25 protein-coding genes are annotated in these 26,904 nt (G+C 71.7%); 5 read left to right on the forward strand and 20 right to left on the reverse strand.

The genetic code is table 11. The features are described 5' to 3' along the window. Positions 1-22: 22 nt before the first annotated feature. The 9 genes from hypF to ACF1CT_RS16740 are packed head-to-tail and all read right to left on the reverse strand — an operon-like array spanning position 23 to position 9,943. A complete protein-coding gene (gene hypF / locus ACF1CT_RS16700; RefSeq protein WP_391784569.1) occupies positions 23-2,599 on the reverse strand; it encodes a carbamoyltransferase HypF in 2,577 nt (858 codons plus the stop codon). A 2-nt stretch (positions 2,600-2,601) separates the two neighbouring features. Continuing rightward, positions 2,602-3,129: a hydrogenase maturation protease gene (locus tag ACF1CT_RS16705; RefSeq protein WP_391784570.1), complete on the reverse strand. Its 528-nt coding sequence runs from the start codon at positions 3,127-3,129 to the stop codon at positions 2,602-2,604. 54 nt (positions 3,130-3,183) lie between these two features. Beyond that, the gene (locus tag ACF1CT_RS16710; protein ID WP_391784571.1) at positions 3,184-3,303 is read right to left on the reverse strand and encodes a DUF6893 family small protein; all 120 of its coding nucleotides are present in this window, start codon (positions 3,301-3,303) and stop codon (positions 3,184-3,186) included. Beyond that, complete coding sequence (locus tag ACF1CT_RS16715; RefSeq protein ID WP_391784572.1) at positions 3,300-4,730, reverse strand: hypothetical protein; 1,431 nt, start codon at positions 4,728-4,730, stop codon at positions 3,300-3,302. Before ACF1CT_RS16715 ends, ACF1CT_RS16710 begins: the two co-directional genes overlap by 4 nt. Further along, entirely contained in the window at positions 4,727-5,413 is a 687-nt protein-coding gene (locus ACF1CT_RS16720; protein WP_391784573.1) for a DUF6084 family protein, read from the reverse strand. Before ACF1CT_RS16720 ends, ACF1CT_RS16715 begins: the two co-directional genes overlap by 4 nt. After that, a complete protein-coding gene (locus tag ACF1CT_RS16725; RefSeq protein WP_391784574.1) occupies positions 5,410-6,096 on the reverse strand; it encodes a DUF5947 family protein in 687 nt (228 codons plus the stop codon). Before ACF1CT_RS16725 ends, ACF1CT_RS16720 begins: the two co-directional genes overlap by 4 nt. Then, a complete protein-coding gene (locus ACF1CT_RS16730; protein ID WP_391784575.1) occupies positions 6,093-7,058 on the reverse strand; it encodes a NifU family protein in 966 nt (321 codons plus the stop codon). The genes ACF1CT_RS16725 and ACF1CT_RS16730 overlap by 4 nt, the downstream gene beginning before the upstream one ends. A 1-nt stretch (position 7,059) precedes the next feature. Further along, positions 7,060-8,832: a nickel-dependent hydrogenase large subunit gene (locus ACF1CT_RS16735; protein ID WP_391784576.1), complete on the reverse strand. Its 1,773-nt coding sequence runs from the start codon at positions 8,830-8,832 to the stop codon at positions 7,060-7,062. A 55-nt stretch (positions 8,833-8,887) separates the two neighbouring features. Beyond that, the gene (locus ACF1CT_RS16740) at positions 8,888-9,943 is read right to left on the reverse strand and encodes a hydrogenase expression protein HypE (protein ID WP_391784577.1); all 1,056 of its coding nucleotides are present in this window, start codon (positions 9,941-9,943) and stop codon (positions 8,888-8,890) included. 174 nt (positions 9,944-10,117) lie between these two features. Between ACF1CT_RS16740 and ACF1CT_RS16745 the strand changes: the two genes are divergently transcribed. The 3 genes from ACF1CT_RS16745 to ACF1CT_RS16755 all read left to right on the forward strand — a co-directional run bounded on the left by ACF1CT_RS16745 (position 10,118) and on the right by ACF1CT_RS16755 (position 11,898). Beyond that, positions 10,118-10,447 carry a hydrogenase maturation nickel metallochaperone HypA gene (locus tag ACF1CT_RS16745; RefSeq protein ID WP_391784578.1) on the forward strand — a complete coding sequence of 110 codons (330 nt, stop codon included), beginning with the start codon at positions 10,118-10,120 and terminating at the stop codon, positions 10,445-10,447. 142 nt (positions 10,448-10,589) lie between these two features. After that, positions 10,590-11,387 (forward strand): hydrogenase nickel incorporation protein HypB, encoded by a 798-nt coding sequence (hypB, locus tag ACF1CT_RS16750; protein WP_391784579.1) that lies wholly within the window; start codon positions 10,590-10,592, stop codon positions 11,385-11,387. Between the two features lie 52 nt (positions 11,388-11,439). Further along, the gene (locus tag ACF1CT_RS16755) at positions 11,440-11,898 is read left to right on the forward strand and encodes a Crp/Fnr family transcriptional regulator (RefSeq protein ID WP_391784580.1); all 459 of its coding nucleotides are present in this window, start codon (positions 11,440-11,442) and stop codon (positions 11,896-11,898) included. Positions 11,899-12,002: 104 nt separating this feature from the next. Here the strand turns inward: ACF1CT_RS16755 and ACF1CT_RS16760 are convergent, their stop codons facing one another. The 4 genes from ACF1CT_RS16760 to ACF1CT_RS16775 form a co-directional block, all read right to left on the reverse strand. Then, positions 12,003-13,112, reverse strand: a complete 1,110-nt coding sequence (locus ACF1CT_RS16760; protein WP_391784755.1) for an MFS transporter — start codon at positions 13,110-13,112, stop codon at positions 12,003-12,005. Between the two features lie 240 nt (positions 13,113-13,352). Continuing rightward, the gene (locus ACF1CT_RS16765) at positions 13,353-14,531 is read right to left on the reverse strand and encodes an acyl-CoA dehydrogenase family protein (protein ID WP_391784581.1); all 1,179 of its coding nucleotides are present in this window, start codon (positions 14,529-14,531) and stop codon (positions 13,353-13,355) included. Between the two features lie 102 nt (positions 14,532-14,633). Further along, complete coding sequence (locus ACF1CT_RS16770) at positions 14,634-15,794, reverse strand: methyltransferase (RefSeq protein ID WP_391784582.1); 1,161 nt, start codon at positions 15,792-15,794, stop codon at positions 14,634-14,636. Between the two features lie 72 nt (positions 15,795-15,866). Next, positions 15,867-16,067 carry a hypothetical protein gene (locus ACF1CT_RS16775; protein ID WP_391784583.1) on the reverse strand — a complete coding sequence of 67 codons (201 nt, stop codon included), beginning with the start codon at positions 16,065-16,067 and terminating at the stop codon, positions 15,867-15,869. A 250-nt stretch (positions 16,068-16,317) separates the two neighbouring features. On the opposite strand from ACF1CT_RS16775, the gene ACF1CT_RS16780 reads away from it, so the two are divergent. Further along, positions 16,318-17,142: an endonuclease I family protein gene (locus ACF1CT_RS16780; RefSeq protein WP_391784584.1), complete on the forward strand. Its 825-nt coding sequence runs from the start codon at positions 16,318-16,320 to the stop codon at positions 17,140-17,142. A 169-nt stretch (positions 17,143-17,311) separates the two neighbouring features. Further along, a complete protein-coding gene (locus ACF1CT_RS16785) occupies positions 17,312-17,635 on the forward strand; it encodes a plasmid stabilization protein (RefSeq protein ID WP_391784585.1) in 324 nt (107 codons plus the stop codon). Positions 17,636-17,727: 92 nt separating this feature from the next. Here ACF1CT_RS16785 and ACF1CT_RS16790 read toward each other — a convergent pair whose 3' ends face one another. From ACF1CT_RS16790 to ACF1CT_RS16820, 7 genes are all read right to left on the reverse strand, one after another. Then, complete coding sequence (locus tag ACF1CT_RS16790) at positions 17,728-20,115, reverse strand: phosphoketolase (protein WP_391784586.1); 2,388 nt, start codon at positions 20,113-20,115, stop codon at positions 17,728-17,730. 12 nt (positions 20,116-20,127) lie between these two features. Further along, on the reverse strand, positions 20,128-21,561 hold the full coding sequence (locus ACF1CT_RS16795) for an NADP-dependent succinic semialdehyde dehydrogenase (RefSeq protein ID WP_391784587.1): 1,434 nt from the start codon (positions 21,559-21,561) through the stop codon (positions 20,128-20,130). A 165-nt stretch (positions 21,562-21,726) separates the two neighbouring features. Continuing rightward, entirely contained in the window at positions 21,727-22,236 is a 510-nt protein-coding gene (locus ACF1CT_RS16800; RefSeq protein ID WP_391784588.1) for an ATP-binding protein, read from the reverse strand. A gap of 170 nt (positions 22,237-22,406) precedes the next feature. Continuing rightward, positions 22,407-24,506, reverse strand: a complete 2,100-nt coding sequence (locus tag ACF1CT_RS16805) for a xanthine dehydrogenase family protein molybdopterin-binding subunit (RefSeq protein ID WP_391784589.1) — start codon at positions 24,504-24,506, stop codon at positions 22,407-22,409. A gap of 10 nt (positions 24,507-24,516) precedes the next feature. Beyond that, a complete protein-coding gene (locus ACF1CT_RS16810; RefSeq protein ID WP_391784590.1) occupies positions 24,517-25,536 on the reverse strand; it encodes an FAD binding domain-containing protein in 1,020 nt (339 codons plus the stop codon). Continuing rightward, positions 25,533-26,033 (reverse strand): 2Fe-2S iron-sulfur cluster-binding protein, encoded by a 501-nt coding sequence (locus ACF1CT_RS16815; protein ID WP_391784756.1) that lies wholly within the window; start codon positions 26,031-26,033, stop codon positions 25,533-25,535. The genes ACF1CT_RS16810 and ACF1CT_RS16815 overlap by 4 nt, the downstream gene beginning before the upstream one ends. Positions 26,034-26,222: 189 nt before the next feature. Further along, positions 26,223-26,672 (reverse strand): hypothetical protein, encoded by a 450-nt coding sequence (locus tag ACF1CT_RS16820; protein ID WP_391784591.1) that lies wholly within the window; start codon positions 26,670-26,672, stop codon positions 26,223-26,225. Between the last annotated feature and the right edge of the window lie 232 nt (positions 26,673-26,904).

Raw genomic sequence — 26,904 nt, forward strand, 5'->3', positions numbered from 1 at the left:
CTTGTGGATTGGCTCGCGGGCATCAGCCGGATGCCGCGATCAGCAGTTGCCCGAAGGCGAGGCCGCCGTCGTTGGGCGGCAGCAGCCGGGGGCGCAGGACGGTGAAGCCGTCCGCCGACAGGGAGGACTGGGCCGCTTCGAGGAGAACGGCGTTCTGGAAGACGCCGCCCGACAGCGCCACCACGTCGATCCCGGTCCGCTCCCGGCACAGGGCGGCGAGATCGGAGACGAGGAGGGCGACCGCCGTGTGGAACCGCGCGGCGATCAGCCCGGACGGCACGCCGGACCGCACGTCGGACACCACCGCGCGGATCACCGGTCCGGGGTCGGCGATCACCGGATCGTCGGCGCCGCCCGCGGTTCTCGTGCCGAACGCGTAGCCGTTGCCGACGGGTTGCGGTGGCGCGGCCCTGGCCAGGCCCTCCAGCAGGATCGCCGCCTCCGCCTCGTACGCCGCCTCGTGCCGGACGGCGGCCAACGAGGCGACCGCGTCGAAGAGACGGCCCATGCTGGACGTGGGAACACACCCGAAGTCCGTCTCGAACTGGTGGGCCAGTACGACGCGTTCGGGCTCCGGGCAGGCCGCGACCGGGGGCAGGCGCTCGTCCCAGGCGACACCCGCGGCGTGCAGGTGGGCGAGTGCCATGCGGTACGGGCGCGCCACACTCGTGTCGCCCCCCGCCAGCGGCACGTACGCCAGGTGGGCAGCCCGCCGGTAGGACGCGTAGTCGGCGATCAGTACCTCGCCGCCCCACACCGCGCCGTCGGCGCCGTGACCGGTGCCGTCGAAGGCGAAGCCGATGACCCGCTCGCCCCGTCGCACCCCGTGCTCTCCCAACACGGACGCGATGTGGGCGTGGTGGTGCTGCACGGTCCGCACCTCCCGGCCCCCGGCGTGGGCACGGGCCCAGGCGCCGGTGTGATAGCCCGGATGGCGATCGGCGACGAGTCGTCCCGGTTCGACGCCGGTCAGCAGTGCGAGGTGGTCCGCCGTGCGGGTCAGTGTCTCCAGTGTGGAGAGGTCGCCCATGTCACCGATGTGCTGGCTGACCCAGGCGCGGGAGCCCTCGCCGAGCGCGCAGGTGTTCTTCAGGTCGGCGCCGACGGCCAGCAGCGGCGGCACCTCGAAGGGCAGGGCGAGTGGGAGCGGCGCCCTGCCGCGCGATCGGCGCACGGGCAGTTCGGCCCCCGCGACGAAGCGGCTGACGGAGTCGTCGCACGGCACCTGGATCGGTCGGTCGTGCCGCAGCCAGGCATCGACCAGCGGCGCCAGCTCGGTCAGCGCCCTCCCGTCGTCCGTGACGATCGGTTCGCCCGAACGGTTGCCGGAGGTCATCACCAGTGCGTCGGGGCCGGGGGCGTCGCCCTCGATGCCGAGCAGAAGAACGTGCAGGGGGGTGTACGGGAGGAGCAGTCCGAGGTCCGGGCTGCCCGGCGCGACGGCCTGTGCGACACCGGCCGCGGGTGCGTCCCCGCGGCGGGGCAGCAGCACGATGGGCCTCCTGGCGTCGGTGAGCAGGCCCTTCTCGTCCTCCGTCATGGTGACGAGTTCCCCCGCGACGTCGAGGTCGGCGACCATGACCGCGAAGGGCTTTCCTCCGCGGCGCTTGCGGCGGCGCAGTCGGCCGACGGCGGCTTCGTTACGGGCGTCGCACGCGAGGTGGTAGCCGCCGAGCCCCTTGACCGCGACGATCCGCCCCCCGGCGAGCAGCTTCCGGGCCTCCCGCAACGCCTCGTCGCGGTGGAGCGGCGCCCCGCCGCCCTTCCGGACCAGTTCGAGACGCGGGCCGCAGGAGTGGCAGCAGATCGGCTGGGCGTGGAAGCGGCGGTCGTGGGGGTCCCGGTACTCCTCCCGGCAGCTCTCGCACATCGCGAAACGCGCCATGGTCGTCGCCGCGCGGTCGTAGGGGAGGCCGGTGACGATCGTGAAGCGCGGCCCGCAGTGGGTGCAGGTGATGAAGGGGTGGCGGTGACGACGATCGGACGGGTCGCGCAGTTCGGCCAGGCATTCCCGGCAGGTCGCGGTATCCGGGGAGACCAGGGTGCGCGCCCGGTCGCTCGCGCCGGATTCCTCGATGGTGAATCCGGCACCGCCGCAGAGCGGCCGGTCCGTCTCGGTGACGGACTCCACCATCGCCAGCGGTGGTGGTTCGGCCCGCAGCCGCCGGCCGAGCTCCGCCACCGCGTCGATGTCGCCCTCCGCCTCGACGACCACCCCGTCGGCGGTGTTGGCCACCGATCCGGTGAGGGCGAGGTCGGCCGCGGCGACATGGACGAAGGGCCGGAAACCCACGCCCTGCACGACCCCGCGCACCTCGAACCGGCGGCGGACGGCGCCTCGTCCCGGATCCTCGGCGGCGTCCTGCCGGACACCGCTGCCCATCATCGTCAGCCCCGACAGGGCGGACGCCGCCTCGGCCTCGCCGATGACCCGCAGGGCGAAGCCCATGTGGAGCAGCACCCAGTCGTCGGCGGCCGGAGGCGCGTCGAGCATGCCGATGTTGACACGTCTGCGGACGCCCTCCACGTCGACGAGGGCGAGCTGGCCCGCGTATCCCTCGACGATGTCGACGACTCGCCCGGGGATGCCGAGACACATGATCAGGACCTCCGGAGCGGGTGGGGTGCGGGAGCGGCCTCCCGGCCGGTCGGGACCGGGGAGAGCCGTCGGGTCAGCGTCCGAACCGCGTCCACCGCCCGCGGGACGGCCGCGGCGACCGCGCCGCTGAGACCGATGCCCTCGCCGGTGTCGGCGGGCACGCAGCCCACGACGTGAGTCAGCGGAAGCGTACCGCCCAATTGATCCAGATTTGCCAGCACTGCTACCGGATTCATCCCATGTGCATCGAATGCACCTGTGCCGAGATCGTCCGGCCCCACTTCCAGGATGGTCAGGCTCCCGGGCGGCCCGTCGCCCGGGCAGGCGTCCACCAGCACCAGCGCGTCGTATCCGTCGAGCAGGTCGTACGCGAGATGCATGCCCCGGATGCCGTAGTCGACGACGCGGACCCCGTCCGGAAGCGACGGCGGCCCGGGGTCGGCGGCCAGACGGCGCACGACCTCCGGGCCGAAGCCGTCGTCACCGAGGAAGAGGTTGCCGACGCCCGCCACGAGCACTCGCCCGGGCACGTCAGGGCCCTTCCGCCGCGGGCGTCGTGCGGTCCTCCCGGGTGCGTGGCGCGTTCACATGGAGCGCATTTCGAGGTACCTGCGGATGTCGGGGATCGACCGTACGCCGATGACGACGGCGGCCACCGCGAGGGCGGCGGCCACCCCCGTCGTGACCAGTCCGATGGTTTTCACGAGGAGGTCTCCTTCTGGGACGACGAGGGGTCGGGGGCGTCCTGCCCGCTCCCCGCGACGGGCAGCGGTTCCAGTTCGTCGGGGGTGAAGTAGAAGTAACGGCCGTACCAGTCGTGCAGGTCGGCGGCCGGGTCGTCGACGAGCACCAGAGCCACGTGCACCCCGCCGTCGACATCGCGCAGCACTTTGGTGACCCGTGCGGTCCGGCCGGCGAAGAAGAGGTCCTGCGCGTCGGCGCGCCGGGTGGGACGCACACGCACCAGGCTCCCCCTGGCCACACGCACACCGGCGACCGGGACGGAGTCGGACTCCGGCGGCACCGCGGCCCCGGCCGCCGGATCCCACCAGGGGGTGTCGTCGATGTCCGGTCCCGTCGAAGCGGTCCGCGCGGCGGGCGTGTCGGGCGGGGCGTGCGGATCCCGGAGCAGTCCGTGGAGCAGGTGCAGGTCTCCCGGCTCCGTCGCGTCGCACCGGTCGACGATCTCGCGGGCCCGGGGGTCGGTGGCCCGGGCCTCCGCCTTCTCCTCCTCCGTCATGGTCATCACCCTCAGCGTCAGGATCTCGTCGATCTCGGTGGAGTCGAACAGGTCGCCCGCGCTCTGCTCCGCGATCTCCGGATGGTCGTAGAGGATGATCGGGGCGCCCATCACCGTGTCCGTGGCTCCCTTCGGCCCCGCCAGGACCGGCCAGCATCGCCGCTGTACGCACCGGGCGGCGGCCGGGGCCGCCTCGTCCGGGGGCTCGCGCAGGGAGACGAACCGCGCGCCGTGCGCGTGGAGGAGCAGGTGCGTGCCGATCAGCGACACGCGGAGCGCGGATTCCTTGTCACCGGCCGTACCCGCGTGCGCGTTGTCCACCGACACCGAGAGCCGTACGAAGCCGTCGTCCTCGGTCACGTCGGTCCGGATCCTCACCGTCAGCGGCTCGCGCCGCCGGACGATCCGCCCGGCCTCGGCCCCGGACGCGTCGGTGAGCGGCTCGGTCTCCTCGCCCCCGGCGACCGAGCAGACCCGATCGGTCGGCCCGGTCAACGGGACCGGGCCCGCCTCGATCTCCCGCTCCACCGCCTCGTCCCAGCTCAGCACCGTCGTGCCGTCCACCGTGAGTTCGGCGACGTCGGTGTGGCCGCCGCCCTCCTCACGTCTGCGCACCCGGCGCACCTGGTGCTGGAGGAAGCGCAGGCGGAGCGTCACCCCGGCCGTCCCCGGCGCGTCGTCCGGGACCGAGAGCAGGCACTGCATGGCCATGCCCGGTTCCTCCGCGAAGCACGCGGGCGCCGCCGAGGGCGGCCCGAGGACGCCGAACTGCCAGCGGGACCTGTTCTTGCGGGCGCTGGCGCGGTACGGGTAGAGCAGATAGCCCTCGTACAGCACCGCGTCGGCGATCCGGCGCACCTGATCGAGGTCTGTCGGGGACGTCCGGGTCACCGGTTCACCTCGCTGGGCTCTGCGGCGGTGCCGTCGCTCGTTTCCGACAGCAGCGTGCGGACCGTCTCGTCCCAGCTGATGAGTCCGCGCCGTTCGCGGAACGCGGCGAATTCGGCGAGGACGTCGTGGTCCATCCTGATCCAGCCCGTGTGGGGGAAGTGGAGGGAGATCATCTGCCGCCATACTCCGACCGGCAGTTGGTAGCCCGCCTCACGGTCCCAGGGAATCTGCCGCACGCCGAAGCCGCCGCGGTCCCCCGGCCCGGTGAAGACGGTGCCGGAGAAGAGCAGGCGGACGGGTACCGCCCCGCCGCCGAGTGCGTGCAGATACCGGGAGCCGACGACGTCGAAGTCGTAGCTGCAGGGCAGCGCGAGGTCGGTCTCGGTCGATCCGGTGAATCCCTGCACCGTCGTGTCGCACTGCATCCACAGGAGCGGGCGCATGGTGTCCGCCCACCGCGCCGGTTCGCCGAACAGGCCCCGGAGCGCCTCCTGTTCGGCCCGGTCGTAGGCACGGCGCCGCGGTTCGATACGGACCTGGCAGCGCAGGACGATGGCGTGCACGCGCTCGCCGGTGCGGTCCTCGATCCGCAGTCGCGCGGTGAGACGCGGCGTCGCCGTGTAGGGCTCGGCGACGATGTCCCGTACGGAGAACTCCGGGCCGGGTGCGTCGGGCCGGTTCATGAGGGCCCCTCCGGGTGCGTCGTCCGCGCGGTGTCCGCGGGACGGCTGCGCGCCCGGACCCGTGCGAAGAACGCGTCGATCGCGGCGTGGGCCTCCCGCCCGCCGTCGAAGCCGCGCCACAGGGTGCGCAGCCGGCCGACCAGTTCGTAGCAGGCGTCGATCGGGACCAGATGGCACGACGTCACGTCCTCGCGGCCTCCGCCACCGGTCCGGCGGACGAGGAGTGCCTCGACGTCGGGGCGCAGTACCGACAGCTCGGGGGCGGTCGCCAGCAGCGTGGACCAGGCGTCGAGAGGCAGCTCGGACTCCGTCGCCCCGGCGGGGCCGGGATAGAAGGCGACGGTGCGGCCCCGGGCGGAGTGGTGGAACAGGAAGGCAAGGCCCACCGGGATCTGCAGTTCGTCCCATGTCCGGGCGTCCGTCGGGACTCCCCCGAAGTGCAGGTACCTGTCGGGAACCGTCCGGTGGCGCAGCCTCGCCCCGTCGGCGGTGAACAGCAGGCAGCAGGGCCGGCAGCAGCACAGCAGCCGGCGGCTCTCCAGGTCCACCACGTGCTGGTGTTCCTCGCCGAGGGGCTGGGCGCACATGTCGCAGCGCTCCGCGGCGTCCGGCTCCGGGCGTCCGCGGCGCACCCGGAGCAGTGCGGCGACCGGGGATCCGGAGCGCCCGGCGGGCGCGCTCACGCGGTGGCCACGGGCGCGGTCGGTACGGCGACCGAGACCGAGGCCCCGTCCGCCAGCAGGGGCAGCGGGTCCAGGTGCGCCCCGTCGGCGTCCGCGTCGAGACAGGCTCCGGCCCGCCGGACGTCGTAGTGCGCGCGGCACCGGGAGCACCGCAGGACCCCGTCGCCCGGGTCGCCGCCCAGTCTTCGGGCCAGCGTCGCCCCCTCCATGGGGCGCTCGCAGCGGGCGCAGCGGTCGCGGAAGGCGAACAGTTCGGCGCCGAGCCGGCAGGCCACCAGCGGGAACCCTTCGGCGCTCAACCGCGCGACCCCGCCGGGTTCGAGGCCGGTCAGGGCCGGCAGCGGCTGCCAGAGCGCGCCGTCGCCGTCCGCCCCGGGTGCGCGTGTCTCGTGGAGTCGGGAGAACAGCGAGTCCACCGGCAGCAGCGGGCCCGGCGCCCCGGTGGGCTCCGACGCGGGCTCGACCTCGATCGCGGTGATCTCCGGTGCCGCGGCCTCGACGGCGCCCCGCACGGCGAGCCCGAGCGTGGCGGACGAGGACGGGCAGCCGTCGCAGGTGCCCACCAGCCGCAGCCGCGCCGCCCCTTCCTCGGTGATGCCGAGCAGTTCCACGTCACCGCCGTGCGAGGCGAGGTACGGCCGGACGCTCTCCAGCGCGCCCTCGACGCGGTCCGCCACGCCGTACGGGTGCAGACCGTGCACCAGGAGCAGTCCGGCCACCAGCTCGTCGGCGGCGAACGCGTCCAGGACCCGGTCGGACAGCCCTCCGTGCTCATGAACGAGGTCGAGCAGTCGTTCCAGTCCGGCGCCGTAGAGGTCGGTGACGAGCCTGACGAGTTCCTCGCCGCGCTCGCGGGCCGCGGCGCCGCCCGCCGCACCGGCGTCGATCAGCTTCTCGATGCGCTCGCCGGTCCCCCGCCAGGTCTCGGGCGGCGCGGACGGTGAGGTCGGCTGCTCGGTCATGTCATTCACTGCCCGCGGACTGGGTGGGCGTGTGCAGCAGTTCCAGCTTCTTTCCTCCGCCGAGGTACATGTGCACGCCGCAGGGCAGGCAGGGGTCGAAGCTGCGCACCGTGCGCATGATGTCGATCCCCTTGAAGTTGTCCCGGTCGTTCTCCTCGAAGACCGGCTGACCCTGCACCGCGTCCTCGTAGGGTCCCGGGGTCCCGTAGGTGTCGCGCGGGCTCGCGTTCCACGGGGTCGGCGGATAGGGGTGGTAGTTGGCGATCTTGCCGTCCCTGATCACCATGTGGTGCGACAGCACACCGCGTACGGCCTCGGTGAAGCCGCAGCCGATGCCCTCCTGCGGCACGTCGAACCTCTCCCAGGTCTTCGTCCGGCCGGCCCGGATCTCCGCGAGCGCCTTCTCGGCGAAGTGCAGCGCGCAGGCCGCCGCGTACGCCTGGAAGTAGGTGCGGGCCCGGTTGCGCTCCAGGGTGTTGCTCCACCGCGGGATGTGCCACTCCAGCTCCACGGGCCCCTTGAGCGCCGTCTTGGGAAGATGGATCTTCACACTCCTGCCGGTGGCCCGGACGTACCCGATGTCCACCAGGCCCGCCAGCGCCGTGGACCAGAGCCTGGCGAGCGGTCCGCCGCCGGTGTCGAGTGCGAGGTAGTCCTTGCCGTCGAACCAGCGGGGCGACATCACCCAGCTGTACTTGTCGTCCAGGTCGCGCTTCTGCGGCTGCGGGTTGGTGTGCTGGTTCCAGGGGTGCCGCCGGTCGACCGGGTTGCCGAGCGGGTCGTGCGTCACGAACATCTCCTGCTCGTCCCAGTCGTTGTAGTACGACGAACCGAGCAGGATGCGGATACCGAGGTTGATCTTCACCAGGTCGGTGGTGACGAGCTTGCCGTCGACGACGACGCCGGGGGTCACGTACATCCTGCGGCCCCATTCCGTCATGTCCCGGTACTCGAAGTTGCAGTGCTCCGGGTCCTGGAAGGAGCCCCAGCAGCCGAGGAGGACGCGCCGGTTGCCGACCTGCTCGTATCCGGGCAGTGCCTCGTAGAAGAAGTCGAAGAGGTCGTCGTGCATGGGCACGACCTTCTTCATGAACTCCACGTACCGCTGGAGCCGGGTGAGGTAGTCCGTCATGAGCTGGACGGTCGCCACCGTGCCCACGCCGCCGGGGTAGAGCGTGGAGGGGTGCACGTGGCGCCCCTCCATGAGGCAGAACATCTCACGGGTCATGCGGCTGACCTGGAGCGCCTCACGGTAGAACTCGCCGGTGAAGGGGTTCAGCGAACGCATGATGTCGCCGATGGTCCGGTATCCGTGGTCCGCCGCGTGCGGCGACTGCGTGCGATTCGCCTGTTCGAGTACCCCGGGGTTGGTCTCCGCGACCATCTTCTCGCAGTAGTCGACCCCGACCAGGTTCTCCTGAAAGATGTTGTGGTCGAACATGTACTCGGCGGCCTCGCCGAGATTCACGATCCATTCGCCGAGGTGCGGCGGTTTCACGCCGTACGCCATGTTCTGCGCGTAACAGGAACAGGTGGCGTGGTTGTCACCGCAGATTCCGCAGATGCGACTCGTGATGAAGTGGGCGTCGCGCGGATCCTTGCCCTTCATGAAGACGGAGTATCCACGGAAGATCGAACTCGTGCTGTGACACTCGGCGACGATTTTCTGCTTGAAATCGATCTTCGTGTAGATGCCGAGACTGCCGACAATGCGGGTGATGGGATCCCACGCCATCTCCACCAGTTCGCCGTTGTCCTGGCCGGTCGTCGTCATGGGGGCGCCTCTTCTTCTGTTCAGGTGCGTTGCCGGGCGGGTCCCGGACAGGGAATTACCAGGTGCGGGTGGCGCCGCTCATCAGTTCTTCGCCGCGCCTGCGCCACTTCGGTTCGCGGTCCAGCGTGTGCGTGGTGATGCGCCGGAGCCGGCGCATGGTCGACCCGTAGGGGGCAACCGCACGAGTGGAGAGTCTGCCCCCCGGCGGCTCGTCCATGAAAGGCATGAATTTGTCGGGGAATCCCGGCATGGTGCAGCCGATGCAGATGCCACCGACATTCGGGCAGCCACCGATTCCGTTCATCCAGCCCCGCTTGGGCACATTGCATTTGACGGCCGGTCCCCAGCACCCGAGTTTCACGATGCATTGCGGCGACCCGTACTCCGTCGCGAAATCGCCCTGTTCGTAGTAGCCGGCCCGGTCGCAGCCCTCGTGCACGGTGGCCCCGAAGAGCCAGGCCGGACGCAGTGCCTCGTCCAGCGGAATCATCGGGGCCTGGTCCGTGGCCATGTAGAGCAGATAGGTGAGCGTCTCCGACAGGTTGTCGGGCTGAATGGGGCAGCCGGGGACACACACGATCGGCACGCCCGCCTTGGACTTCCAGTCCCAGCCGAGGTAGTCCGGGACGCCCATGGCCCCGGTGGGATTGCCGGCCATGGCATGGATGCCGCCGTACGTGGCGCAGGTGCCGACCGCGACGACCGCGGTGGCCTTGGGGGCGAGCCGGTCGAGCCACTCACTGGTGGTCATCGGCTGACCGGTCGCCGGGTCGTTGCCGAAGCCCGACCAGTAGCCCTCGTCGTGCAGCCTCTCGTTGGGGATCGAACCCTCGACGACCAGCACGAACGGTTCCAGTTCGCCGCGATCGGCCCGGAAGAACCATTCGAGGAAATCGTCGGCCCCGCCGTTCGGGCCGCACTCGAAGTCGATGAGCGGCCAGTGCACCGCGATCCGCGGCAGGCCGGGCAGCGCCCCGAGCGCGATCTCCTCGATGCTGGGCTGGGTGGCCGCGGTCAGGGCGACCGAATCTCCGTCACAGCTCAGTCCCGCGTTGATCCACAAGACATGAATGAGCGTGCTCTCCGCTTTTATCGCCGCTTCTGTCGGCATGATCCACTGCCCTCCGGTACCGAACCGACCGATACCAAACACAATCGGTGTGGTGTCACATGATTACCATCTGGGATCCGTTGGACCGTCCTGTCAACATGGGATTCTCCGGGGTGTGGTGATTTCCCTCCAGGCGGCCGCGTCCGCACGAGTGAACGCGAGAAGTGAGCGCTGATGCATGAATTGTCAATCACCCGGAGCGTCGTCGACGCGGTATGCGAACGCGCCGCCGGAAGGCCGGTACTGGAAGTCAGGGTCCGAGTGGGAATACTGACCTCCGTGGTCCCGGATTCGATGCGCTTCTGCTTCGACCTGGTCACCGCGGGAACGCCCGCGGAAGGCGCGCTCCTGGAGGTGGACCACACAGCCGGAAGAGGGCATTGCCGGGCGTGTGAGCAGGACTTCCCCATGAACGACCTTGTATTGCTGTGTCCGTGCGGCAGTTTCGACGTGGATGTCACGGCCGGGCAGGAATTGCAGATCGTCTCTATGAGAGTGGGCTGACGTCATGTGCGGAACGTGTGGTTGCGGCGACGGCGGAGTCGGCGACGAGGTCCGGATCACCCGGCCGCACGGCCACGACCGGGGGGCCGAAAACGGTCACGGTCACGATCACGGCCACGCGCACGGCCGTGTTCACGCCCTCGTGCGGAATCCGGCGCCTGCCGGGGCGGCGGCCGGAGGGAGCGGAACCGTCACTCTCGAACAGCGGGTACTCGCCAGGAACGACGGACTGGCCGCGGGGCTCCGCTCCCGGATCGCCGAGCGGGGCATGGTGATGGTGAACCTGATGAGTTCACCCGGCGCCGGCAAGACCACGCTCCTCGAACACACCATCGGGGGCCTGACCGGCCGCGGCCGACCGGTCGCGGTGATCGAGGGCGACCAGGAGTCCCTGCTCGACGCCGAGCGGATCAGGAGCGCGGGCTGCCCGGTCGTGCAGGTCAACACCGGGGCGGGATGCCACCTCGACGCACGGATGGTGGGGGACGCCCTCACGGCTCTGGAACCGGGGCCGGGATCGCTGATCATTGTCGAGAACGTGGGCAACCTGGTCTGTCCCGCCCTCTTCGACCTCGGCGAGTGCGCACGGGTCGTGATCATCTCCGTCACGGAGGGGACGGACAAGCCGGCCAAGTACCCGCACATGTTCGCCGCAGCGGATCTCGTCGTCATCAACAAGACCGATCTGCTCCCGTACGTGGACTTCGACATCGATCGGTGCGAGAGGTACGCCGAGTCGGTCAACCCCGGCGTCCGGTTCCTCAGGGTCTCGGCGCTCACCGGAGAGGGAATGCCGAGCTGGTACGCGTGGTTGGACGAGCGGTACCGGACATCGCGACGAGGGACGGACCGGGCGCACCGGTCTCGGCAAGGGCCGGACCGCCGCGGCCGGACGGGGCCGGACGGAACCGCGGCGGGGCCGGTCGGCCCATGCGCGTGAACCGGACGCACGGCGATGCTGGCTCCGGACCGCAATCCACAGGAGGCTGTCGATGAGCACTTCTCCGACCCGTGTCACCGCCCTGCCCGCCCAGTACCGCACCCGGCTGCTGCGCGTGGGCCGGGACGTCAACTTCGATCAGGGGGTCCGCCTCTTCGACGAAGGGGACGTCGCGGACCGTTTCTGGATCCTGCGCTCGGGCACCATCACCCTGGACTTCCGCGTCCCCGGCGATCGCACCGCGGCGATCGAGAATCTCGGGCCTGGTGAGCTGGTGGGCTGGTCCTGGCTCTTCGAGCCCTGTCTCTGGCATCTCGGCGCCGAGACGATGACCCCGGTCCGCACCCACGAGTTCGATGCCGCGACCATTCGGATGATGATGGACGCGGACCCCGCCTTCGGCTCCGCCGTCGGCCACTGGGTCGGGCAGGTCCTCGCCCACCGGTTGCAGGCGGCACGGATCCGTCTTGTCGATCTCTACGCACCGCACGGCGGCGACGGCTCCGTGTGAGCGCCGCAGCCCCTCCCAGGTGCTGAGCCCGGTGGCCGTCGTGGTACCGGTACGGCCCGGCCGGCGTGCCGGGGCGTTCGTCCGCCGGCGCGACGTGCTCCGTTTCACGGCCGGGCGGAAAGCCGCCCGGCCAGCAGCACCGCACAGGCCCCCGACGTCAGCAGCCCGCCGGCGAGGAAGGTGGCCCGTACACCGGCGAACGGGAGGATCAGTCCGCCCAGGGCGGCGCCCGCCGCGATCCCTGCGTTGTAGAGGCCGGAGTTCGCCGCGAGGGCGAGGTCCGTGCGGCCCGGTGCGCAATGCAGCATCGCGTTCTGGGTGGTCATGAACACCGGTCCCAGCGCACTGCCCATCAGCACCAGGAACACCACCGCCGCTCCCGGGCGGGGGCCGGCGGCGTACAGTCCGAGCATGCCCGCCGCCTGGGCAACGACGGCCGTGGCCAGTGCGGACTGCGGAAAGCGGTCCAGCACGGTGCCGGTGACACTCACTCCGGCCAGGCACGCCACGCCGAAGGCCACGAGCAGGACGCCGACCGCGCCCGGAGTAAACCCGCTCACGTCGCCCAGGAATTTCACGATGTACGTGTATCCCGTGAACGCGCCGGTGGCGGACAGGGTTCCGGCCGCCAGCACGATCCCGAACCTACGGGCGTCGGGACCGGTTCCGCGGGCGGCGCGCTCCTCCTCCGGGCGCGAGGCGGGCAGCAGCGCGGCGATCGTCACCAGCGAGGCGAGCCCCAGCGCGGCCAGGACGGCGACGGGCACCCGCCAGTCGCTCTGCCGGGCCAGCCAGGTGCCGGCGGGTACGCCGAGCACCAGGGCGAGCGAACCGGCGACGGACAGCGCCCCGACCACACGCCCGCGGGCCTCCGGGACGAACTGGCCGACCGCCACCGGACCCATCACGGCCCAGAACAGGGCCTGGGCGAGCGCGGTCAGCAGCCGTGCCCCGAGGAGCAGCCGGTAGGAGGGGGCCACTGCCGCGATCAGGCTGGACACGACGAGCGCGGCCAGTAGTCCCGTGAGCACATGCCGCCGGGCCACATTCCGGGTGACGTGGGCGAGCGGCACCGACGCGACGGCCACCGCCACGCCGTAACCGGTGACCAGGAGACCGACCGCCGACAGGGACACCCGCAGGCTCCCGGAGATGAGGTCCAGGAGACCGATCGGCAGGTTCTCCGCGGTGTTGAACGTGAAGGCGGCCAGCATCAGGGCCCCGAGCACCGCCGGCCCGTGCCGCGGAGCCGGGGGTTGCCCGGTGATCGCCCGGTCTCCTCCGGCCCCGGCCCGTCGCGGCTGCTCCGTGACACCGTCCATGGACGTACCCCACACGGCTCACCGGCCCCACCGCAACCCGGTTCCCCCTCCCGGGCACGGATGGGGCCCGGAGCGCCGGGCGCGGCCCGCGGGCCCGGTCCGGTGCCGGACGGGAGGCCCGGTCGCGGGCACTCACCGTCGTACGCGCGGCATCCCCAGGCCGATCCACGAGATGATCTCGCGCTGGATCTCGTTGTTCCCGCCGCCGAAGGTGAAGATCACGGCGGACCGGTAGCCGCGTTCCAGTTCACCGTGGAGCACGGCACCGGCGGAGCCCTCCTTGAGCGGTCCGGCCGAGCCGACGGCCTCCATCAGCCAGGCGTAGGCGTCGCGTCGCGCCTCGGAGCCGTAGACCTTGACGGCGGAGGCGTCCTGCGGGGTGAGGGTTCCGTCCTGGACGGCGGAGACCATCTGCCAGTTGAGCAGCTTCATGGCGTCGAGCCTGGTGTGGGTGCGGGCGAGGAGGGTGCGGACCCAGCCGAGGTCGATGACGCGGCGGCCGTCGGCGAGCCGGGTCCCCGCGCACCAGCGGCGGACGTCGTGGAGGGCGCGGACGGCCATGGTGCCGTGGGCGGCGAGAGTGACGCGCTCGTGGTTGAGCTGATTGGTGATCAGCCGCCAGCCCTTGTTCTCGTCGCCGACCCGGTGGGAGACGGGGACGCGGACGTTCTCGTAGTAGCTGGCGGTGGTGTCGTGCGAGGCGAGGGTGTTGATCAGGGTGCAGGAGTAGCCGGGGTCCGTGGTCGGGACGAGCAGCATGGTGATGCCCTTGTGCGGGGGCGCCTCCGGATCGGTGCGGACGGCGAGCCAGACCCAGTCGGCGGTGTCACCGTTGGTGGTCCAGATCTTCTGTCCGTCGACGACGTAGGTGTCGCCGTCGCGCACGGCCCTGGTCCTCAGCGCGGCCAGGTCGGTGCCCGCGTCGGGTTCGCTGTAGCCGATGGCGAAGTCGATCTCCCCGGCGAGGATCTTCGGCAGGAAGAACGCCTTCTGCTCGGCGGTGCCGAACCGCATGATCGTCGGACCGACGGTGTTGAGGGCCATCAGCGGCAGCGGGACGCCTGCCTGGGCCGCCTCGTCGAAGAAGATGAACTGCTCCATCGGGGACATGCCCCGGCCGCCGTACTCCTCGGGCCAGCCGACCCCGAGCCAGCGGTCGGTTCCCAGGCGCCGAATGGTCTCGCGGTAGAACGTCTTCTGAGCCGCGGGGTCGAAGTACCGGACGGAGGCGTCGTCGGGAATCAGCGCGGCGAAGTACTCGCGCAGTTCGGTGCGCAACTGCTGCTGCTCAGGCGTGTATTCGAGGTGCACGGCCCCTCCGGGAGTCTCGCGGTCGCGTCGTCCGTGTGCGGCGGCGCACACAGTAGAACGTGTTGCAAGAATCCGGAAGGGGCGTGGCACGCCCGGCCCCGGTCAGCGTTTGACGGCTCGCAGGACGACGAATTTCGGGTCCCCCGCGACCGTGGCGCAGTTGCCGAAGATCCGGCGCAGCCGGAGGTGATGGCCGAGGTGCCGATTGCCGACGACCCACAGTTCGCCGCCCGGGCGCAGCGCGGCGTGCGCGCCGTGGAACATGGTGCGGGCCGTGGCGTCGGTGGTGGCCTGGTGGGAGTGGAACGGCGGGTTGTTGAGCACCAGGTCCACGCTGGCGGGCGGCATCTGCGCCAGACCGTCGCCGACCACGAAGTCGGCCTCGGCGCCGGGACCGGTGTTGGCCCGGAAGGTCTCCTCGGCGGAGGCGACCGCCTGGTACGACTCGTCGACGAAGGTGACCCGCGCCGCGGGGTTGGCGAGTGCGGCGGACAGGCCGACGACGCCGTTGCCGCAGCCGAGGTCGACGACCCGGTCGGGGCCGCTGCGCTCCGGGAGGTGGCCGAGGAAGAAACGGGTGCCGATGTCGAGGCGCTCGGCGCAGAAGATCCCGGCGTGGTTGGTGACCGTGCGGCCCGAGGCCGGGCCGATGTCCCCGGGCAGGTCGTACCGGTACGGCCAGGGGCTGGGGGTGCGGGATACCGCCGGGTCGGGGGCGCAGAAGATGAGCCGGGCCTTCTTGACCGCGAGAGAGGTACGGGTCGGGCCGATGATCCGCTCGAAGAGCCTGAGGGTGGAGGTGTGGATCTCCTTGACCATGCCGGCGCCGATGACGACGGTGTCCGCGTGGACGGCCGGTGCCAGCCGGTGCAGTTGGTCCTCCAGGAGCGCGAGGCTCTTGGGTACACGCACCAGCAGGACGTCGATCCGGCCGGGCGGGGTGTCCCTGGTCGACAGCAGGCGTACCGCGTCCGGGGCGGCGCCGTTGCGCTCCAGGTTGGCGCGGGTGGCACGCTGCGCCAGGTAGGAATCGGTGATCTGCACGGGCCGGTGTCCCGCCAGGACGGTGCTCAGGGCGCCCCAACGGTCACCCACCACGGCCAGGGTTCCCGACAGGTCGACGCGCTCCGACTCGTCCGTCTCCCCCTCCAGCCGCCGCAGCAGGTACTCGTCGGCGGCGTCCCAGGCGCGGAACGGGTCGCGCGGGTGCTCGGGGAAACGGGCCAGCCGGTAACCGGCCCCTGACGTCGTCAAACGGTTCATCGTGCACCCAGGCTAGCCGAGCCGCGGGGAGCGCCCGCACACTCCCCGCCACCGGCCGCCGGGCTCCGCTCCCTACGGCAGCGTCTTGTCGATCGCCGATCGGCCCTCCCTGGCGAGCCGGCCCTCGGCCCACTGGAGGTTCTCCGGGGTCAGGTCCCGCCCGGAGGCGAGCACCAGGTCCTCCGCGGACGGATGGTCGCTGCCGCCCGTGTGCAAGAGGCTGTCGGGGGTCACTCCCCGGACTGCGGATATGGATTCGGGCTCGTCGCTCATGCCGCCTCCTCGTCCTTTCGGTCATTCTCGCCCCGCGCCCGAGCCGTCGCATCCGATGCCCCCACGTCCCGTTCCCGGCACCGGCAACGGCCCTCACTTGACCTGCACATGATAGGTACGCAGCGTTCACACCATGGTCACGGTGCGTGTGGAAGGCTCCCGCTGACCACGAACGACAGGACCGCCGCGGCTCCGCCCCCACCATGTGACCGGTGTCGCGGCGCCCGCTTTTCCGGAGAGGACACCCCACATGTCCCGTCTTCATCCGCGTCATCGACGCCCGCTCCTGGCGACGCTCGCCGCGTTCGCCGTGCTCGCCGGCACCGCGGCCGCCGCCCCGGCAGCCACCGCCGGGACCGCTCCCGCCTCCGCGACGCCGCTGCGGACGCTCGACGACTCGTACTACCAGGACGCGATCGGCAAGTCCGGCACGGCGCTCAAGAGCGCCCTGCACACGATCATCAGCAAGCAGACCAAGATCTCCTACAGCCAGGTCTGGGACGCGCTCAAGGACACCGACCAGGACCCCGCCAACTCCTCCAACGTGGTGCTCCTCTACTCCGGGCGCTCGATATCCAAGAACAACAGCGGCGGCTCGGTCGGCCAGTGGAACCGCGAGCACGTATGGGCCAAGTCCCACGGCAACTTCGGTACCGCCACCGGGCCCGGAACCGATGTCCACCATCTGCGGCCGGAGGACGTCCAGGTCAACTCCATCCGCGGCAACAAGGACTTCGACAACGGCGGCAGCGCGGTCAGCGGCGCACCGGGCAACTACACCGACAGCGACTCCTTCGAACCGCGCGACGCGGTCAAGGGCGACGTGGCCCGCATGATCCTCTACATGGCGGTGCGCTACGAGGGCGACGACGGCTGGGCCGACCTGGAGCCCAACGACCGGGTGTCGAACGGATCGGCCCCGAACATCGGCCGTCTCTCGGTCCTGAAGGCGTGGAGCCAGCAGGACCCGCCGGACGCCTTCGAGAAGCGGCGCAACGACGTCATATTCGACAAGTACCAGCACAACAGGAACCCGTTCATCGACCACCCCGAGTGGGTCGGGTCCATCTGGTAGAAGCGGTCCCGCCGGGTGGGTGCCGATGTGCCGCGAGGGCACATCGGCACCCACCCGTCGTCGCACGGCAGGCGTGCGGGACCGCGGGGGCACTGGGACACTGGAGTGGGCCCCGCAGGAGTCGCGGAACGGCTCCGGGGGCGATCCCGCGGAGAGGAGTGAGCGCACCGTGCCACGTGGATCCAGTGCCAAACGGGAACGGCAGTACGAACACATCAAGGAGAGCGCGCAGGAGCGCGGGGTGAGCGAGGACCGGGCCGAGGAGATCGCCGCGCGCACGGTCAACAAGGAGCGCGCCCGCGCCGGCGAGTCGAGAACCGCGAGCCGCACGTCCCTCGACGACATGTCCTCCGCGCGACGCGGCGGGCTCCGCTCCCACGGCGGGGCCGCTGGCCCCACCCGCGACCAGCTCTACGAAGAGGCCAGGAAGAAGAACGTCCACGGCCGTTCGAACATGACGAAGGACCAGCTGGCGCGCGCGCTCGGCCGCTGAGTTCCCGTCCCGCGGCCGGAACTCGCGTCACCGGCTCCCGCGTCACCGGCCGCCGGGCCGCGTACGGGTCCGGCGGCCGGTGACGCCCGGCCTCAGCCGCCCCGGGTCCAGTCGGCCACCTCGGGCAGGTCCACACCGTGTTCCCGGATCCACGCGTGGTGGCGGGTGCGGGCGTCGGCCATCGTCTGGCGCACGGCCACGGCCCGGACCCCGAGTCCCGGCACCCGGTCGATGACGTCCATGACCAGGCGGAAGCGGTCCAGGTCGTTGCGGACCACCATGTCGAAGGGCGTGGTGGTGGTGCCCTCCTCCTTGTAGCCCCGTACGTGCAGGTGGGCGTGACCGGCCCGCCGGTAGGCCAGCCGGTGGATGAGCCAGGGATAGCCGTGGTAGGCGAAGATCACCGGGGCGTCCCTGGTGAACACCGCGTCGTACTCCGGGTCGGGCATGCCGTGCGGATGTTCCTCACGGGGCAGCAGCCGCGTCATGTCGACCACGTTGACCACCCGTACGGCCAGTTCCGGCAGATGGCGGCGGAGGAGATCGGCGGCGGCCAGCGTCTCCAGGGTGGGCACGTCCCCGGCGCAGGCGAGCACCGCGTCCGGTTCGCGGCCGCCGTCCTCGGTGCCCGCCCACTCCCACACGCCGACCCCGCGGGCGCAGTGCGCGCGGGCCCGGTCCAGGGTGAGCCAGTCGAAGGTCGGCTGCTTGCCGGCCACGATCACGTTGACGTGGTCGCGGCTGCGCAGGGCGTGGTCGGCGACGCAGAGCAGGGTGTTGGCGTCCGGCGGCAGGTAGACCCGGACGACCTCGGGGCTCTTGTTGAGGACGTTGTCGACGAATCCGGGGTCCTGGTGGGAGAACCCGTTGTGGTCCTGGCGCCAGACGTGCGAGGTGAGCAGGTAGTTGAGCGAGGCGACGGGGCGGCGCCAGGACAGCCTGCGGGAGGTCCTGAGCCATTTGATGTGCTGGTTGACCATCGAGTCGACGATGTGGGCGAACGCCTCGTAGCAGGAGAACAGGCCGTGCCGTCCGGTGAGGAGGTATCCCTCCAGCCACCCCTGGCAGAGGTGTTCCGAGAGCACCTCCATGACGCGGCCGTCGCGGGAGAGGTGCTCGTCGGTCGGCAGGAGCCCTTCCTGCCAGGCCTTGCCGGTCGCTCCGTAGAGGGCGTCGAGCCGGTTCGAGGCAGTTTCGTCGGGGCCCATCACGCGGAAGTCTCGGCGTTCGGCGGTGGCGGCCATGACGGCCTCCAGCAGTCCGCCGAGCACCCGGGTCGGTTCGTGCAGCACGGTACCGGGCCGGTCGACGGCGACGGCGTGCTCGTCGAGCGGTGGGAGGGGCAGCTCGCGCAGGAGCAGACCGCCGTTCGCGTACGGGGTCGCGCCGAGCCGGGCCTCGCCCTCGGGCACGCAGCCGAGCACCCGGGCGGTGGGGCGCCCCTGTGCGTCGAAGAGTTCCTCCGGCCGGTAGGAGCGCATCCACGCCTCAAGCTGCCGCAGGTGGTCGGGGTTGTCGCGGACGCCGGGCAGCGGCACCTGATGGGCGCGCCAGGTGCCTTCCACGGGCACACCGTCGACCTCGGCCGGTCCGGTCCAGCCCTTGGGGGTGCGCAGCACGATCATCGGCCAGTGCGGGCGCCCGGCGCCGGTGCCGGCACGGGCGGCGGTCTGGAGCTCCCGGACGCGGTCGACGGCCAGGTCCGTCGCGGCGGCCATCGCCCGGTGGACGGTGAGCGGGTCGTCGCCGTCGACGTAGAGGGGGTCGTGCCCGTATCCGCGCAGCAGTGCGTCGAGTTCGGTCTCGGGGAGGCGGGCGAGAACGGTCGGGTTGGCGATCTTGTAGCCGTTGAGGTGGAGGATCGGGAGGACGGCTCCGTCGTGCACCGGGTCGAGGAACTTGTTGGAGTGCCAGGACGCGGCGAGCGGGCCGGTCTCGGCCTCGCCGTCCCCGATGACGCAGACGACCAGCAGGTCCGGGTGGTCGAGGGCGGCGCCGTAGGCGTGGGTGAGCGCGTAGCCGAGTTCGCCGCCCTCGTGGATGGAGCCGGGGGTCTCGGGCGCCACGTGGCTGGGCACCCCGCCGGGGAAGGAGAACTGCTCGAACAGCCGCCCCATCCCGCGCGCGTCCCGGCCGACGTCCGGGTACGTCTGCGCGTAGCTGCCCTCCAGCCAGGAGTTGGCGAGGACGGCTGGCCCGCCGTGGCCGGGGCCCCAGACGCACAGCGCCCGGACGCCGCGGGAGGTGATGACGCGGTTGAGATGGGTGTGGACCAGGTTGAGTCCGGGTGAGGTGCCCCAGTGGCCGAGCAGGCGCGGCTTGATGTGCTCCCGGGCCAGCGGCTCGGTCAGGAGCGGGTTGGCCCTGAGGTAGATCTGGCCGACGGTCAGGTAGTTGGCGGCCCGCCAGTGTGCGTCGAGGGCGGCGATCTCCTCGTCCGAGGGCCCGGCTGCGGTCGCCCGGTGGGCGGCGTGGTTCATGCTGCCCGCCTCTCAGATCGTCCTGGCCGGGGCGTCGGCGGCCTCGGGGCCGTACCAGACCGTGGTCGCGTTGCAGAACTCCCGGATGCCGTGGCCGGCGAGTTCGCGGCCGTAGCCGGAGCGCTTGACACCGCCGAACGGCAGCGCGGGATGGGAGGCGGTCATGCCGTTGAAGAAGACGCCGCCCGCCTCCAGGTCGCGCACGCAGCGGCGGGTCTCGTCGGCGTCGCGGGTCCACACGTTGGAACTGAGGCCGAACGGGCTGTCGTTGGCGAGGGCCACCGCCTCCTCCAGTGATTCCACGCGGTACAGCGTCGCGACGGGACCGAAGGCCTCCTCCCGGTGGATGCGCATCGCGGGGGTGATCCCGGCGAGGACGGTGGGGGCGTAGAACCAGCCGTTCGCCAGTTCCGGGTCCAGCCCCTCGGGCCTGGACCCGCCGCACAGCACGCTCGCCCCCTGCCGTACCGCGTCGTCCACCAGCTCCTCCAGGTCCGCGCGGCCCCGTTCGCCGGAGAGCGGTCCGACGTCGGTGGAGTCCTTCATCGGGTCGCCGACCGTCAGGTCCCGCATGCCCACGGTGAAGCGTTCGGCGAACTCCTCGTAGACCTGCGTGTGCACGATGAAGCGTTTGGCGGCGATGCACGACTGGCCGTTGTTCTGCACCCTGGCGGTCACGGCGGTGCGCGCCGCCCGCGCCACGTCGGCCGACGGCAGGACGAGGTACGGGTCGCTGCCGCCCAGTTCCAGGACGGTGTGCTTCACCTCGTCGCCGGCGATCGACGCGACGGAGCGTCCGGCCGGCTCGCTGCCGGTGAGGGTGGCGGCGGCGACCCGGGGGTCGCGCAGGATCGCCTCGACGGCGCCGGAGCCCACGAGCAGGGTCTGGAAACATCCCGTCGGGTAGCCGGCCCGGCGGAACAGGCCCTCCAGGTAGAGGGCCGTCTGCGGGACGTTGGACGCGTGCTTGAGCAGGGCGACGTTCCCGGCCATCAGCGCGGGGGCGGCGAACCGTACGACCTGCCAGAGCGGGAAGTTCCACGGCATCACGGCGAGGACGGCACCCAGCGGCCGGTAGTGGACGCGGGCCGCCAGTGCGCCGGAGTCCGCGACGTCGGCCGGTGCGGGGTACTCGTCCGCGAGGAGTTCCTCGGCGTGGGCCGCGTACCAGCGCATCGCCCTGGCACATTTGGCGGCCTCCGCGCGGGCGGCCGCGAGGGGTTTGCCCATTTCGGTGGTCATGGTGCGCGCGATGTCCCGCCGGTCCTCGTCGAGCAGGTCGGCGGCCAGGCCGAGCAGACGGGCCCGCTCGTCGAATCCGGTGGTGCGGTAGTGCCGGAAGGCGGTTTCGGCGGCGGCGAGCCGTTGCTCGATCTCCGCCGGCCCCAGCGCCTCGAACGTTCTGAGGGTCTCGCCGTTCGCGGGGTTGACCGTCGCGATGGGCATGGCTGTGCTCTCCTTGCCTCGGTACTTCGACCGTGCCGCGCCGTGCGCCCCGCCGCAACGCGGGCCCCGTCACGCCCCACCGGCGCGGTCCGTGTGCGGTGCGGCACGCACGGACCGCGCCGGTGGGGCGTGGGTGAGCCGACGGGACCTGTGCCGGTGCCGGGCTCAGACGAGAACGGGAGCGGCGCCGGACGACGTCGTGGTCGCGGCGGCCGCGTCCGGGACGGCGACGGGCGGCCGGCGGGACTCCCGCCCTCCGGGCAGCGGCGCCGGAGGCACCGTCTCCGCGGTGCGCGGTTCCTTCGCGTACCGGGTGAACCACACCACCTTGCCCTCGGTGGTGCGGCAGGTCCCCCAGCTGTCGCTCAGCGCCATGACACGGCTGAGACCGCCGCCCCCGTTGCCGAGCAGCCGCGGCATCTCGGCGCTGTTGTCGGCGACGGAGACCGTGAGATGCCGCCCCGACCAGCGGAGTTCGACGACACAGTTGTTGTCGTCACCGACATGCCGGTGGACATTGGTCAGCAGCTCCTCCACGCCCCGGCACACGGGGCGGACGTGGAGTTCGAGACTCCAGTGGCGGAGGTGCGCGGCGATGATCCGCCGCAGTTGCGAAACACGCTCTGCCGAAACCTGGAATTCGACCAGATAGTGCCGGTCGAGTGGAACGGTCATCGTCGAGGCTCCTCACATCGAGGCCCACTGACTTCGCCTCATCGAACCAACGACCCCCGAACACGAAGAGTGAGCAGATGTCACTTCTGGGTCACTCCACAGAGTGACCCGGTCGGGCGGTTCCCGCAACACGAGAATGTGGCGCCGGTCACACATCGCGGGCGGGCGGGTCAGAGCAGATACGGCAGCAGCGTGTCCGGGGTGAGCGGAAGGGAGCGCAACCGGACGCCGGTGGCGTGCCGGACGGCGTTGCCGACGGCCGCCGCCGCACCCACGATGCCGATCTCGCCGATGCCCTTGCTGCCCATCGGATTGAGGTGCGGGTCGTGCTCGTCGATCCAGTGCGCCTCGATCCGCGGCACGTCGGCGCAGACCGGCACGTGGTAGGAGGCGAGGTCGTTCTCGACGAAGTCGCCGAAGCCGGGGTCCAGGGCGCAGGCCTCGGTCAGGGCCATGCCGATTCCCATCGTCATCCCTCCGATGAACTGGGATCGCGCGGTACGGGGATTGAGGATGCGGCCGGCGGCGAAGACGCCGAGCATCCGCCGGACCCGTGTCTCGCCGGTCCGGGAGTCGACGGCGACCTCCGCGAAGTGGGCGCCGAACGCGTGCCGGGCGTACGGTGGCTCCGCGGCGGTCTCCCGCCCGGTGTCGGCGACGACCGTCAGGCCTTCGGGGGGAAGCGGCCCGGTGTGTGCGCGCAGTTCCCGCAGGAGGCCGGTACATGCCTTGTGCACGGCCCAGCCCCAGGAGGCCGTGCCGGAGGAGCCCCCGGCCAGCGGGGCGTCGGGCAGCTCGCTGCTGCCGATGTCGATCCGTACGCGCGTCAACGGGGTGTCCAGCGCTGCGGCCGCGATCTGCGCGATCACGGTGCGGGCGCCGGTGCCGATGTCGGTGGCGTTCACCCGGACGTGGTACGTACCGTCGGGGGCCGCGTGCGCCGAGGCGCCGGAGGCCGAGATGTACACGGGGTAGGTGGCGGAGGCGACGCCCGTGCCGATGAGCAGCGGCCCCTCCTCGTGGACGGCGGGGCGCGGGTCGCGGTCGCGCCAGCCGAAGCGGGCGGCCCCCTCCTCCAGGCAGGCGGCGAGGCCGCGGCTGCTGAACGGGCGGCCGGACTCGGGATCGTCCACGGGATCGTTGCGCAGGCGCAGTTCGATCGGGTCCATGCCGAGGGCCGAGGCGAGTTCGTCCATGGCGGACTCCAGGGCGTACATGCCCGGGGCCTCGCCCGGTGCCCGCATCCAGGACGGGCTCGGCACGTCCAGGGCGACCACCCGGTGGGCGGTGCGGCTGCACGCGGAGCCGTACATCATCCGGGTCGGCACGGCCGCCTGCTCCACGAACTCCTTGATCGTGGAGGTGTGGGTGTCGGCCTCGTGGACGATCGAGGTGAGGGTGCCGTCGTCCTCGGCGCCGAGCCTGATCCGCTGGACGGTGGGCGCGCGGTGGCCGACGACGGCCGGCATCTGCCGTCGGGGCAGGGCGACCTTGACGGGGTGTCCGGTGCGGAGTGCGGCCATGGCGGCCAGGATGGTCTGCGGGCGCGGGGTGCCCTTGGAACCGAAACCGCCGCCGACGTGCTCGGAGACCGCGGTGACCTGCTCCGGGCGGAGACCGAACGCGGCGGCGAGGCTGTCGCGGACCGTGGTGGAGCCCTGGCTGGAGTCGTGGACGGTCAGGTGTCCGTCGTCCGTCCACCATGCCGTGGTGGCGTGCGGTTCCATCGGGTGGTTGTGCAGCGGTCCGGTGGTGTAGGTCGCGTCGATCTGGACGGGTGCCGTGCCGAAGGCGCGTTCGGCGTCGCCGCGCCGCCGCACGGCGGGGTAGCCGCCGTTGACCGTCTCCGGGGTGTACAGCCCGGAACGGTTCGCGGTCAGCAGGACGTCGTGCGGGGCGGTGTCGTAGGCGATCCGCAGGGCCGCGGCCCCGGCACGGGCCTGTTCGGGGGTGTCCGCGACCACCAGGGCGACGTACCAGCCCCGGTGCGGAACCCGGTCGTCCTGGAGGACGGCGAGGATCGGGTCGTCGGGCTCCTTCAGCGTCGGGGCGTTGTCGTGGGTGAGGACGGCGCGCACACCCGGCAGGGCGAGGGCCTCCCCCGGGTGGACGGAGCGGACGCGGCCGCGGGCGACGGTGGCCGGCACGGGCCTGCCGTACAGGCAGCCGGGCGGGGTGTGTTCGGCGGCGTAGCGGGCGGCGCCGGTGACCTTGTCCCGGCCCTCGTGGCGGACGACGGGGCTGCCCAGCGGTGGAGGTGCCTGGCTCATGGCGGGGTCCTCAGGTCTGCGGGTCGGCGTGGCTGCGGTTGTTCCGCCCGTCGGCGGCGAGTTCGGACAGCGCGTCGACGGCCAGGCTCCGGGCCAGGTCCACCTTGAACGCGTTGTCGCGCAGCGGCCGGGCCGCCGCGAGTTCGGCGTCGGCGGCCCGGACGAAGGTCTCCTCGGTGGCGGGGGCACCGCGCAGTACCTCCTCCGCGCGGCGGGCGCGCCAGGGCCGGTGGGCGAGCCCGCCGAAGGCCAGCGCCGCATGGGCGATCCGGCCGTCGCGGACGCGCAGCACGGCGGCGACGGAGGCGAGGGCGAAGGCGAACGAGGCGCGGTCGCGCACCTTGCGGTAGAGGGAGTCCGTGCCGTCCGGGAGGGGCGGCAGGGTGATCCCGGTGATGAGTTCACCCGGCCGGAGCTCGGTGTCCAGGTCCGGGGTGTCGCCCGGCAGCCGGTGGAACTCGGCTGCCGGTACGGTCCGTTCGCCGTCCGGGCCGTGGAGTTCGACGGTGGCGTCGAGGGCGGACAGGGCGACGGCCATGTCGGACGGGCAGGTGGCGACGCAGTGCTCGGAGTGGCCGAGTACGGCGAGGTCGCGATGGGCGCCCTCGCGGGCGGGGCAACCACTTCCGGGGACCCGCTTGTTGCACGGCTTGGAGACGTCCTGGAAGTAGGGGCAGCGGGTGCGCTGGAGCAGGTTGCCGCCGGTCGTCGCGGTGTTGCGGAGCTGTCCGGAGGCCCCGGACAGCAGCGCCCGGGACAGCGCGGGGTAGCGGGTGCGCACGGCGGGGTGGGCGGCCAGGTCGCTGTTGCGCACGGTCGCGCCGATCCGCAGGCCGCCGTCGGCGGTGTCGGCCACCTCGTCCAGTGGCAGCCGGCTGATGTCGATGAGCAGGTCGGGGGTCTGCGCACCGAGTTTCATCAGGTCGACGAGGTTGGTTCCGCCGCCGAGGAAGGCGGCGCCGGGGTGGGCCGAACTCTCGCGGACCGCCTCGGCGGCGGTCCGGGCACGGAGGTAGGCGAAGGGTTTCACGGCGCCACGTCCCCGATCGCCTCGACGATGCGCGGGTAGGCGCCGCAGCGGCACAGATTGCCGCTCATCCGTTCGCGGATCTCGGCGGCGTCGAGCCGGGCCGGTGCGGCCGCGGCCGCGGTGGGTGCGGTGGCGTGGGAGGGAAACCCGTGCGCCGCCTCGTCGAGCATGCCGACGGCGGAGCAGATCTGGCCGGGAGTGCAGTAGCCGCACTGGAGGGCGTCGCGGTCCAGGAAGGCTTCCTGGAGGGGGTGGAGCCGGTCGCCGTCGGCGAGGCCCTCGACGGTGGTGACGCGGGCCCCGTCGTACGCCACGGCGAGCAGCAGGCAGCTGTTGGCGCGCCGCCCGTCGACGAGGACGGTGCACGCCCCGCACTGTCCGTGGTCGCAGCCCTTCTTCGCGCCCGTGAGGTCGAGGTGCTCGCGCAGCGCGTCGAGGACCGTGGTGCGGTGATCGAGCGTGAGGGTCCGCTCGGCGCCGTTGACGTGCAGGGTCAGGGTGGATCGGTCACCGGGGGCTCCGGTTGCTCCGGGCTGCCGCGCGTCGTCGTCCCGCCCGTGTGAGGGGTCCACTCGCTCGCACCTTTCAGGGGGCATTTTTTCCGTTTTCTACCAGATGACGGTGTCATTTCCGGGTCATCGCCCCGCTGCCGGGCAGCCGCACCACTCCGCTGCCGGGCCGCCCCCTCATCGCGACCCCGGTCCGGGGTCCGGGCGCCCGGGACCCCGCGGCCCGGCCTGGGGGCTGTCCCGGTTGTCCAGGCGGAGACGCACCTCTTCCTCCTGGTCCCCGGAGACCGTCCCGACGACCCGGACGTCGAAGGCGTGCGCCAGGCTCCGACGGAGCCGTTCGACCGCCCAGTAGCCGCCCTGCACATCGATCGACAGGGGCGCGCCGAGCGGGGCCGGCCCCGAGACCACCCGCTCCTCGGTGACATCGACGGTCGCCACCCACGCGGTGGGGCGCGTCCTCGCGAGCTTCCTCGGCACGTCGGCCGAGGCCCGATCGGTGGCGAAAGCGGCCCGCAGCGCGTCGAACACCATGCGCGCGTCGGCCGTGTCGCAGCCGCTGATGACGACCGAGACGTCCTGACCGTGCGGACTGTCGTCCGTCCGCCTCTCCTTGATGCCGTTCACCGTGGTTCCTCCGCTCCGTGTCGCGCGACGGGTCCCGTCGCGCCCTGCTCCCGGCGATCGGGGGACGTCTCCAGACTCGCCCCGCGGCCGGGCGACGGCGACACGAGCCGTCGGCGGGCCGCGGCTCGTCCCGAACGGAACCCGCACCGCCGCACCACCGCCTCCACGCCACCGAAACTCTTTAAGGTTTATATCCACTTAAAACATGAATTCCCCGTCATGACCGACTGAG

The organism is Streptomyces sp. NPDC014734 (assembly GCF_043083325.1).
GTDB lineage: Bacteria > Actinomycetota > Actinomycetes > Streptomycetales > Streptomycetaceae > Streptomyces.

Bases quoted from the DNA above. Each gene is read 5' to 3' on its own strand.
- hypF (WP_391784569.1), bottom strand. From the start codon at position 2,599: ATGTGTCTCGGCATCCCCGGGCGAGTCGTCGACATCGTCGAGGGATAC.
- ACF1CT_RS16720 (WP_391784573.1), bottom strand. From the start codon at position 5,413: ATGAACCGGCCCGACGCACCCGGCCCGGAGTTCTCCGTACGGGACATC.
- ACF1CT_RS16730 (WP_391784575.1), bottom strand. From the start codon at position 7,058: ATGACCGAGCAGCCGACCTCACCGTCCGCGCCGCCCGAGACCTGGCGG.
- ACF1CT_RS16735 (WP_391784576.1), bottom strand. From the start codon at position 8,832: ATGACGACGACCGGCCAGGACAACGGCGAACTGGTGGAGATGGCGTGG.
- ACF1CT_RS16740 (WP_391784577.1), bottom strand. From the start codon at position 9,943: ATGCCGACAGAAGCGGCGATAAAAGCGGAGAGCACGCTCATTCATGTC.
- ACF1CT_RS16745 (WP_391784578.1), top strand. From the start codon at position 10,118: ATGCATGAATTGTCAATCACCCGGAGCGTCGTCGACGCGGTATGCGAA.
- ACF1CT_RS16755 (WP_391784580.1), top strand. From the start codon at position 11,440: ATGAGCACTTCTCCGACCCGTGTCACCGCCCTGCCCGCCCAGTACCGC.
- ACF1CT_RS16760 (WP_391784755.1), bottom strand. From the start codon at position 13,112: ATGCTGGCCGCCTTCACGTTCAACACCGCGGAGAACCTGCCGATCGGT.
- ACF1CT_RS16770 (WP_391784582.1), bottom strand. From the start codon at position 15,794: ATGAACCGTTTGACGACGTCAGGGGCCGGTTACCGGCTGGCCCGTTTC.
- ACF1CT_RS16775 (WP_391784583.1), bottom strand. From the start codon at position 16,067: ATGAGCGACGAGCCCGAATCCATATCCGCAGTCCGGGGAGTGACCCCC.
- ACF1CT_RS16780 (WP_391784584.1), top strand. From the start codon at position 16,318: ATGTCCCGTCTTCATCCGCGTCATCGACGCCCGCTCCTGGCGACGCTC.
- ACF1CT_RS16790 (WP_391784586.1), bottom strand. From the start codon at position 20,115: ATGAACCACGCCGCCCACCGGGCGACCGCAGCCGGGCCCTCGGACGAG.
- ACF1CT_RS16795 (WP_391784587.1), bottom strand. From the start codon at position 21,561: ATGCCCATCGCGACGGTCAACCCCGCGAACGGCGAGACCCTCAGAACG.
- ACF1CT_RS16800 (WP_391784588.1), bottom strand. From the start codon at position 22,236: ATGACCGTTCCACTCGACCGGCACTATCTGGTCGAATTCCAGGTTTCG.
- ACF1CT_RS16805 (WP_391784589.1), bottom strand. From the start codon at position 24,506: ATGAGCCAGGCACCTCCACCGCTGGGCAGCCCCGTCGTCCGCCACGAG.